Annotated in this window: 9 protein-coding genes; 4 read left to right on the top strand and 5 right to left on the bottom strand. The window is 73.1% G+C overall.

Features of this window, described 5'->3' with window-relative positions; genetic code table 11:
* Together F2B26_RS12250 and F2B26_RS12245 are read left to right on the top strand one after the other, a co-directional pair.
* Positions 1–637: alpha-E domain-containing protein (locus F2B26_RS12250; RefSeq protein WP_201292721.1), on the top strand; the 637-nt coding region annotated here is incomplete at its 5' end.
* Complete coding sequence (locus tag F2B26_RS12245; RefSeq protein WP_159809767.1) at positions 634–1,560, top strand: transglutaminase family protein; 927 nt, start codon at positions 634–636, stop codon at positions 1,558–1,560. The genes F2B26_RS12250 and F2B26_RS12245, both read left to right, overlap by 4 nt.
* A 52-nt stretch (positions 1,561–1,612) precedes the next feature.
* Here the strand turns inward: F2B26_RS12245 and F2B26_RS12240 are convergent, their stop codons facing one another.
* From F2B26_RS12240 to F2B26_RS12225, 4 genes are all read right to left on the bottom strand, one after another.
* Complete coding sequence (locus tag F2B26_RS12240) at positions 1,613–2,140, bottom strand: DinB family protein (RefSeq protein ID WP_159809765.1); 528 nt, start codon at positions 2,138–2,140, stop codon at positions 1,613–1,615.
* A gap of 127 nt (positions 2,141–2,267) precedes the next feature.
* On the bottom strand, positions 2,268–2,663 hold the full coding sequence (locus tag F2B26_RS12235) for a DUF779 domain-containing protein (protein ID WP_159809763.1): 396 nt from the start codon (positions 2,661–2,663) through the stop codon (positions 2,268–2,270).
* A 150-nt stretch (positions 2,664–2,813) separates the two neighbouring features.
* Positions 2,814–4,337, bottom strand: coding sequence for an acetaldehyde dehydrogenase ExaC (gene exaC / locus F2B26_RS12230; protein WP_159809761.1), 1,524 nt, complete (start codon positions 4,335–4,337; stop codon positions 2,814–2,816).
* A gap of 178 nt (positions 4,338–4,515) precedes the next feature.
* A complete protein-coding gene (locus F2B26_RS12225) occupies positions 4,516–5,802 on the bottom strand; it encodes a helix-turn-helix domain-containing protein (protein WP_159809759.1) in 1,287 nt (428 codons plus the stop codon).
* Between the two features lie 139 nt (positions 5,803–5,941).
* Between F2B26_RS12225 and F2B26_RS12220 the strand changes: the two genes are divergently transcribed.
* The gene (locus F2B26_RS12220) at positions 5,942–6,547 is read left to right on the top strand and encodes a TetR/AcrR family transcriptional regulator (RefSeq protein WP_159809757.1); all 606 of its coding nucleotides are present in this window, start codon (positions 5,942–5,944) and stop codon (positions 6,545–6,547) included.
* A gap of 56 nt (positions 6,548–6,603) precedes the next feature.
* Positions 6,604–7,707, top strand: coding sequence for a transaldolase (gene tal, locus F2B26_RS12215; RefSeq protein WP_159809755.1), 1,104 nt, complete (start codon positions 6,604–6,606; stop codon positions 7,705–7,707).
* Positions 7,708–7,789: 82 nt separating this feature from the next.
* Here tal and F2B26_RS12210 read toward each other — a convergent pair whose 3' ends face one another.
* Positions 7,790–8,866 carry a 2,3-butanediol dehydrogenase gene (locus tag F2B26_RS12210; RefSeq protein ID WP_159809753.1) on the bottom strand — a complete coding sequence of 359 codons (1,077 nt, stop codon included), beginning with the start codon at positions 8,864–8,866 and terminating at the stop codon, positions 7,790–7,792.
* Between the last annotated feature and the right edge of the window lie 216 nt (positions 8,867–9,082).

The raw sequence follows: 9,082 nt of genomic DNA, 5'->3' as shown, positions 1-9,082 counted from the left end.
CGCCGCGACCGCCGGGCTGCGCCCCGTGCTGGAACGGGTGCTGGAGTCGCTGCTCGCGGTGTCCGGGATCGCGGCCGAGGGGCTCACGCGCGACGTCGGCTGGCGGTTCCTGGACGCCGGGCGCCGCATCGAGCGCGCCCAGCACGTGCTCGACACGTTGTCGGCGACCGCGGTGCGCGCCGGGGCCGCCGACGTCGACGAGCTGGTCCTCGAGTCGGTGCTGCTCACCCACGAGTCGGCGATCACCTTCCGCCGCCGGTTCCAGGCGGCGCCGCAGGTCCCCGCCGTGCTCGACCTGCTCGTGCACGACCGGACGAACCCGCGCTCGCTCGCGTACTCCCTCGACCGGCTGCTCGTCGACCTCGAGGCGGTGCCGGTGAGCTCGCGGCCGGTCCAGCGCGACCACCTGCTGCGTGACGTCACCGACCTGGAGGCCGAGCTCGACGCGGTGGCCGCCGGGTCGGCCGTCGGCCCGGACGGGAGACGCGGACGTCTCGCCGAGTCGCTCGACTCGATGCGCTGGCGGCTGCGGGCCGCGCACGTCGAGATCGAGCGGGTGCACTTCTCCCGTCCGGCGCCGCTGCGTACCCAGACCGACCTGTGGGGCAGCCCGAACGCCGCGGAGGTCGCACCGTGACCGCCCGGGTGTACGACCTGGTGCACCGCACCACCTACACGTACCCGCAGGACGTCACCGACTCCTACGGCCGCACCACGCTGACACCCCGCGAGCTGCCGGACCAGCACTGCGTGACGACCACGCTCGGTGTCGACCCGGCCCCGGCCGACACCGCCGAGCACGTCGACTACTTCGGCAACCGCACCACGTTCTTCTCGGTGACCGCACCGCACCGCAGCCTCGTCGTCACCGCCCGGTCCCGGCTCGAGGTGACCCGGCCGACCCCGGACCCGTCCTCGCTTCCCGACCTCGCGTGGGAGCAGGTCGCGGCCGCGGTGCGCGACGGCGACCTGCAGACCGTGGGCGCCGACGAGGTGGGGCTGGTCACGCTGCGCGAGATGGTGCTGCCCTCGGTCCACGTCGAGCTGGACGATCAGGTGCGCGCCTTCGCGGCGCCCTCCTTCGCACCGGGCCGGCCACTGCGCGACGTCGTGCTCGACCTGTCCCGCCGGATCCACGACGACCTCACCTACCGCACCGGCTCCACGACGGTGCACACGACGCAGGCCCAGCTGCTGGCCCAGGGCGCCGGGGTGTGCCAGGACTTCGCGCACCTGGCGATCGCGGCGCTGCGGGCGCACGGCCTGCCGGCCCGGTACGCCTCGGGCTACCTGGAGACCCGGCCGCGGCCCGGCCGGCCGAAGCTGCGCGGGGCGGACGCCTCGCACGCGTGGGTGTCGGTCTGGCTGCCCGGTCACGGCTGGTTCGAGGTCGACCCGACCAACGACGCGCTCGTCGACTCCGGCTACGTCGTGCTCGGCTGGGGACGCGACTACCACGACGTCCCGCCGCTGCGCGGGGTCATCTTCACCGAGGGCGCCGGGTCGACGCTCTCGGTCGCGGTCGACCTCGTGCCCGCCGGGACGGATCCGTTCGTCTAGGCCCGGCGCGGGCTCGCGACCAGGAGCGCCGTCCCCGTCGGGCTGTCCGGGCCTAGACCCCGACGTCGTGCAGGTGGTGCAGGACGTCGTGCAGGAAGTAGCGGGACAAGGTGTCGACCGTGAAGACCGAGCCGTCGGAGCGCCGGCCGGGCCGGGACCACGCGTCGTCCGGCACGGCCGCCAGGTGCATGGCGAACGCGGCGGCGGCCGCGGCCAGCTCCTCGGCCACCCGGTCGGGGGCCTGGTCGCCGTAGCCGTCGTCGAGCGCCGTCTGGTCCTGGTCCCAGCTGTCGAACAGCGGGTCGTCCTCGGTGAGCATGAGCCGCAGCCGCTCGTCGAACACCCGGCACACATCGCGCACATGGGCGCCGTACTCGAGGGCCGACCACGTGCCGGGGTCGGGGCGCCGCCGCGCCTCGGGCTGGGCGAGCACCACGCGCCACCGGGCGACCGCGACCGTGAGGGCGTCCGCGACGGTCCGGCCGGGCACCGACGACGCGTCGAATCCGCACTGCTCACAGCGTCGGTCTAGGACCCAGGTCCAGTCCTTGGTGTCCGGTTCGATCCCATCCGTGGCCATGGCCGCCAGTCTGGCACCTCCACCCTGGACGGGACCCGACCGCACCGAGGTGTCGATCGCGTGCCTGTCACGGACCGGGCAGGCCGGTCCCCGACCACGCGGCGGGTCGTGGACGGCGCGGCGCGGCTCAGACCAGGTGGGCGTCGGTCAGGGCGAGCCACTCGTCGTCGGTGAACAGCCGGGACCGGATGAGGAACCGCTTCCCCTCGGGCGCCTCGAGCGAGAACCCCGCCCCGCGCCCGTCGACGACATCGATGGTGAGGTGGGTGTGCTTCCAGTACTCGTACTGCGCCTTGGTCATCCAGACGCCGACCGTGCCGCCGTCGCCCAGGTCGAGGTCGCCGAGGTGCTCGTCGGCGTCACCCACGAGCAGGTCACCGGCCGGGTAGCACATCGGCGAGGAGCCGTCGCAGCAGCCGCCCGACTGGTGGAACATGAGCTCCCCGTACCGGGCGCGCAGCTCGCGCAGCAGCTCGGCCGCCGGTTCGGTCAGCCCGACACGTTCCACAACTGCTCCCACCATGACCTCACCTCTCCTGCGGCGCTGCATGGCCGCCCGACGCGGTGCAGTGGCTCCACGGTGCACCCGCCCGGGCCAGGTCGCACCCGGAAGGCCCCGCGGGTGCCCGGGGCGGCGGGCAGTGCCGCCTGCCGCCCCGGGACACCGGTCCGGTCAGAAGAAGCCGAGCTTCGTCCCGGAGTAGCTGACCAGCAGGTTCTTGGTCTGCTGGTAGTGGTCGAGCATCATCTTGTGGTTCTCGCGGCCGACGCCGGAGCCCTTGTAGCCGCCGAACGCCGCGGCCGCCGGGTAGGCGTGGTAGCAGTTGGTCCACACCCGACCGGCCTCGATGTCGCGGCCGGCCCGGTAGGCCGTGGCCTGCTCCCGGGACCACACCCCGGCGCCGAGCCCGTAGAGGGTGTCGTTGGCGATGTGGATCGCGTCGGAGTAGTCCTCGAAGCTCGTCACCGCGACGACCGGCCCGAAGATCTCCTCCTGGAAGATCCGCATCGAGTTCTTGCCCTCGAAGATCGTCGGCTGCACGTAGTAGCCGCCGGCCAGGTCGCCGTCGAGCACGTTGCGCGCACCGCCGGTGAGCACCTTGGCGCCCTCGGCCTTGCCGATGTCGATGTACGACAGGATCTTCTCCATCTGGTCGCTGGAGGCCTGCGCGCCGATCATCGTCTCGGTGTCGAGCGGGTTGCCCTGCTTGATCGCCTGCGTGCGGACGATGGCGTCGGCGAGGAACTCGTCGTAGATCGAGGAGGCGATGAGCGCGCGCGACGGGCAGGTGCACACCTCGCCCTGGTTGAGGGCGAACATGGTGAAGCCCTCGAGCGCCTTGTCGTAGTAGGCGTCCTTGGCCCGGGCGACGTCCTCGAAGAAGATGTTCGGGCTCTTGCCGCCCAGCTCCAGGGTGACCGGGATGATGTTCTGCGCGGCGTACTGCATGATCAGCCGGCCCGTCGTGGTCTCGCCGGTGAAGGCGATCTTGCGGATGCGCGGCGAGGAGGCCAGCGGCTTGCCCGCCTCGACGCCGAACCCGTTGACGACGTTGACGACGCCCGGCGGCAGCAGGTCGGCGATGAGCTCCATGAGGTAGAGGATCGAGGCCGGCGTCTGCTCGGCGGGCTTGAGCACGACGGTGTTGCCGGCCGCGAGCGCCGGGGCGAGCTTCCACACGGCCATGAGCAGCGGGAAGTTCCACGGGATGATCTGGCCGACGACGCCCAGCGGCTCGTGGAAGTGGTACGCGATGGTGTCGTTGTCGATCTCGGAGATCGACCCCTCCTGCGCGCGGACGGCCCCGGCGAAGTAGCGGAAGTGGTCGATGGCCAGCGGGATGTCGGCGGCCAGCGTCTCGCGGACGGGCTTGCCGTTCTCCCACGACTCGGCGACGGCGATCTCGACGAGGTGCTGCTCCATCCGGTCGGCGATCTTGTTGAGGATGATCGCCCGCTCGGTCGCGGTGGTCTTGCCCCAGCTGCGGGCGGCACCGTGCGCGGCGTCCAGCGCGCGCTCGATGTCGTCGCCGTCGCCGCGGGCGACCTCGGTGAAGGTGCGCCCGGTGACGGGCGTCGGGTTCTCGAAGTAGCGGCCGGCCGCGGGGGCCACCCACTCGCCGCCGATCCAGTGGTCGTAGCGCTCCCGGTATCGCGCGGGGCTGCCGGGCTGTCCAGGTGCTGCGTAGACGGTCATGCGTCCACCCTTCTGCGGGCCTCGGGGGCCGCCGACGTCGCCGGCTCCCGGGTCACGGCCTCGTCGCCGCGTCCTCGTGCGCACGCTAAGGGCGACGACGTTGCAGGTCCGTTGCAACCTGTAGGACCTTGGTCCCAGCCCTGGTGACGGGCTCGGGACCCGGTGCGACGGGTCGGGCTCAGCGGCCGACGACCACCGGTCGACGCCTGGCCGGGCCGAGCTCACGCTCGATCGCCGCGAGCCGCGCCGAGGCCCGCAGGTGCTGCGCCGAGCCGGCCGCGGTGCGCTGCACGATCGCCCGCCAGGCCGCCCAGTCGTCGGCCCCCTCGGGGCTGGACGCCCAGCGCAGCAGCACGTCGAGGTCGTCCCCGGCGAGGACGGCGGCGCGCACGTCGCTGGCCAGGTCGGAACGCACCCGTTCGACACCCGGCGCCACCGACCGGGGCAGCACCGGTCCGGGGTACCCAGCCAGGGCGAGACCGACGTCGCCCAGGTCGAGTGCACCGCGCACCGCCTCGACGTCGGAGTGCACCGCCTCGGTGAGCCGGTACGGCCGGGACTCCGACAGCAGCGGTCCGACGACCCGTCGCAACCGGCTGATCTCAGCCCGCACGGTCACGTCGGACAGGTCGTCGGCGGACAGCAGGCAGGCCAGCTCGTCGGCGGCCAGCCCCGCCGGGTGCTCGGTGAGCAGCAGCAGGATCTCCGAGTGCCGGCCGGACAGGCGCACCTCGCCGGTCGGGGTGCGCAGCACCGGTCCGCGAGGGCCGAGCACGCGCAACCAGGGCGCACCCGAGTCCGCGCTCGGCGTCGGACCGGCACCGGCGATGGTCGCCTCGATGGCCGCGACGGTCGCCCGCACGAGGGCCATCGCCATGTCGCTGGCCACGACCGGCCCCCCGGTGACGTCGAGCACCCCGAGCAGCCGGCCGGACGGTCCGTGCACCGGCGCGGCCGCACAGCTGAAGGGCTGCACCGCCCGCAGCCAGTGCTCGGCACCGCGCACCTGCACCTCCGCATCGGTGGTCAGGGCGATCCCGGGGGCGTTGGTCCCCGCGCAGTCCTCCCGCCACAGGGCGCCCTCGACGAACCCGACGCGTTCGACGCGGCGGCGCACCTCGTGGTCGCCGTCGACCCAGAGCAGCCGGCCGGTGTCGTCGGTGAGGGCGGTGACCCAGCCGGCCGCGGGCTGCACCAGAAGGTGCTGGATGGCCGGGACCGCGGCGGCCAGCGGGTGCTCGCGGCGCAACGCGTCCAGGTCGGGGCCGGACATCACCTGGGGTGCGGCCGGGCCCTCGGGGTCGACGCCGCCGAGCCGGCTGCGCCGCCAGGACTCGACCACGAGCGCGCGGACGGAGCGGGTCGGGGTCCTGCCGGTGGTGACGAACTGCTCATGGGCGGCGCGCAGCCCCGGGGCGTCGTGACGCTCGCCCGCGGCCGGCCGAAGGGCTGCCCGTCTCGTCATGGATCCTCGACAACGTCGTCGGGTGCACGTCGCAATACCCGAGCGTGCGGCGACCAGTCTACGGCCCTTCGTCCCGGAGGCCGAGGGTTCGGGGGTGAGCCCGGTCAGGTTTGGTGACAGAGCGTGGCATGATGTCACCATGCCCAAGATCATCGGCGCCTCGTTGCGGGAGCACCGCGAGCAGACGCGGCTGCGCCTGTTCGCCGCACTGTCCGAGCTCATCGGCGAGCGCGGGTTCGACGCCGTCACGCTCTCCGAGGTCGCCACCCGGGCGGGGGTCGGCCGCACCGCGGTCTACAACCACTTCCCGGACAAGGAGGCCATGCTCGTCGGCCTCATCATGCACGAGACGACGGGCTGGGCCGAGGCCCTCAACCAGGCGCTCGCCGGCATCGACGACCCGGTCGAGCAGCTGCGGACCTACGTGCGCGAACAGCTCACGCTCAAGGCCGAGTTCCACTTCGCCCCCGGCCCCGACCTGCGTCGGGTGCTGTCGGCGCCCACCCAGGCCCGGGTCCGCGAGCACGTCGTCCTGGTCGAGCAGATCCTGCGCCGCATCCTCGCGCGCGGCATCGCCACCGGCGCCTTCCCCGAGCAGGAGCTCGACGTCACGCTGCCGCTGGTCATCGCGTGCCTGTCCGGCCGCGGTGTGCCGGCCGGCGGCCCGGCCCGTGAGCACGCGATCGCGCAGACCGAGGCGTTCGTGCTGCGCGCCGTCGGCGCCCCGGAGCTCGTCCTGGTCTGACCCGCCGGGCGCTCGGTACCCCGACCAACGGTCGGACCTCGTCAAGGAGGAACCGCATGAACCCGCTCGCCGCACTCGCCCAGGCAGGGGTCGCCGTCTGGCTCGACGACCTGTCCCGCAGCCGCCTGACCAGCGGCAACCTCGCTGCCCTCGTCGACCGTGGCGTCGTCGGGGTCACCACCAACCCGACGATCTTCGCCGCCGCGGTCGCGCACGGCGACGCCTACGCACCCCAGCTGCGCGAGCTGGCCGCCGCCGGGGCGGACGTCGAGACCGCCGTCGCCACCATCACCGCCGACGACGTGCGGGCTGCGGCCGATGTGCTGCGTCCGGTCTACGAGCGCAGCGGCACCGTGGACGGTCGGGTCAGCCTCGAGGTCGACCCCCGGCTGGCCCGGGACACGCTGGCCACGAGCGCCCAGGCGCGGGCGCTGTGGGCCCGCGTCGACCGGCCGAACCTCTTCATCAAGATCCCGGCGACCGTCGAGGGGCTGCCGTCGATCACGGACGCCCTGGCCCAGGGCATCAGCGTCAACGTGACGCTCATCTTCTCCCTGGCCCGGTACCGGGCGGTGCTCGAGGCGCACGCCTCCGGGCTGGAGCGGGCCCTCGCCGCGGGCCTCGACCTGCGCCCGATCGGCTCGGTGGCCTCGTTCTTCGTCTCCCGGGTGGACACCGCGGTCGACGCCCAGCTCGACGCGCTCGGCACACCGGCCGCGGCCGCGCTGCGCGGCAAGGCCGCCATCGCGAACGCCCGCCTCGCCTACGGGGAGTACCTGCGGTTCGTGGCCACCGACCGCTGGCGCGCGCTGGCGGCCGCCGGCGCCCAGGTGCAGCGGCCGCTGTGGGCCTCGACCGGGGTGAAGGACCCGCGCTACCCCGACACGCGCTACGTCGACGAGCTCGTCGCCCCGCACGTGGTCAACACCATGCCGGAGAAGACGCTCGAGGCCGTCGCCGACCACGGCACGGTCACCGGGGACACCGTGACCGGCGCCCAGGAGGACGCCCGCGCGGTGCTCGACGGCCTCGCGGCCCTCGGCGTCGACCTCGACGCGGTGACCGAGGACCTGGAGGTCCGCGGCATCGACTCGTTCGAGGCGAGCTGGGCCCAGCTGCTGGCCACGGTGGGCGACGGCCTCAAGGCCGCCGAGCGCTGACCCGCGCACCTGATCCGCTCCGCACGCACGAGGGCCCGAGACCGGTTCGACCGGTCTCGGGCCCTCGTGCATCTGCCGGGTGCTACAGACCGCGCCCCGACGGCGAGACCAGGATCTTGACCGCGGTCTCGTTGTGGTGGATGAGCGTCTCGAACCCGGAGTCGATGAGGTGGTCCAGCCCGATCCGCCCGGTGATGAACGGCGCGAGGTCGACCTTGCCCTCCTCGACCAGCCGGATCGTCGGCGGGTGGGAGTTGACGTAGGCGATGGTGCCGCGCACGTCGAGCTCCTTGAGCACGATCTTCTGCACGTCGAAGCTCGCCGGGTGGCTCCAGATCGCCACGATGACGAGCACCCCGAGCGGGCGGAGCGCGTCGACCAGGGTGTCGAGGGCGGGCTGCACCGAGGTGCACTCGAACCCGATGTCGGCACCGTGCCCGCCCGTGAGCCGGCGGACCGTGGCGACGACGTCGTCGCTGCGCGGGTCGAGCACGTGCTGGGCGACCCCGGAGTCGATGGCCTTCTGCCGGCGCAGCGGGCTGGGCTCGCTGATGATGACCGTGACGCCGAGCGCCTTGAGGATCGCCGAGGTGAGCAGGCCGATCGGGCCGGCACCGGCGACCAGGGCGGTCTGACCGGCCTTCGCCCCCGCGCGTTCGGCGGCGTGGTAGCCGACGGACAGCGGCTCGATGAGGGCGGCCTGGTCCAGCGGGATCGAGTCGGCGATCTTGTGCACCCAGCGGCGCTTGACCGCGATCTTCTCGCCGAGCCCGCCGCCACGGCCGCCGAGCCCGATGAAGTTCATGTCGGGCGACAAGTGGTAGTCGCGGCTGTCCGGGCCGGTGTCGACGCCGTCGTGGATGATGTACGGCTCCACCACGACGTGGTCGCCGACCGCGAGGTCGGTGACGCCCTCGCCGAGCGCGTAGACCACACCCGACATCTCATGGCCCAGCGTGACCGGGGCGGACTCGCCGCTGATCGGCTGCGGGTGGCCCGCCGGCGGGATGAAGATCGGGCCCTCGCCGTACTCGTGGAGGTCGGTTCCGCAGATGCCGCACCAGGCCACGTCCACCCCGACCGTGCCGGGCGCGACCGTCGGCTCAGGGATGTCCTCGATCCGGATGTCACCGCGTGCGTAGTACCGGGCTGCCTTCATCGTGAACTCCTGTCGTCGTCGCTGACACTGTCCACAACAGACCTGTTGAGAGGGCGTGTCAAGTTCGCGCGCGCCGATAGCCGCTGGTCCCTTGACAGAGCAGGTGTGCGGCCCTACCTGCGACGATGTGACATTCATCACATGATTCTCCGGGGGGCGCGAGGCGCCGCGGCGCGGCCCTGGCCGGCTCCCGCCGCGCCCGCACCACCGCCGGCG

Source organism: Cellulomonas citrea (genome assembly GCF_009829685.1).
GTDB classification, from domain to species: Bacteria; Actinomycetota; Actinomycetes; order Actinomycetales; family Cellulomonadaceae; genus Cellulomonas; species Cellulomonas citrea.
This window is presented reverse-complemented; position numbering and strand designations above follow the sequence as displayed.

Coding starts and splice junctions, on each gene's coding strand:
- F2B26_RS12240 (WP_159809765.1), bottom strand. CDS start 2,140: ATGGCCACGGATGGGATCGAACCGGACACCAAGGACTGGACCTGGGTC.
- F2B26_RS12235 (WP_159809763.1), bottom strand. CDS start 2,663: ATGGTGGGAGCAGTTGTGGAACGTGTCGGGCTGACCGAACCGGCGGCC.
- exaC (WP_159809761.1), bottom strand. CDS start 4,337: ATGACCGTCTACGCAGCACCTGGACAGCCCGGCAGCCCCGCGCGATAC.
- F2B26_RS12225 (WP_159809759.1), bottom strand. CDS start 5,802: ATGACGAGACGGGCAGCCCTTCGGCCGGCCGCGGGCGAGCGTCACGAC.
- F2B26_RS12220 (WP_159809757.1), top strand. CDS start 5,942: ATGCCCAAGATCATCGGCGCCTCGTTGCGGGAGCACCGCGAGCAGACG.
- tal (WP_159809755.1), top strand. CDS start 6,604: ATGAACCCGCTCGCCGCACTCGCCCAGGCAGGGGTCGCCGTCTGGCTC.
- F2B26_RS12210 (WP_159809753.1), bottom strand. CDS start 8,866: ATGAAGGCAGCCCGGTACTACGCACGCGGTGACATCCGGATCGAGGAC.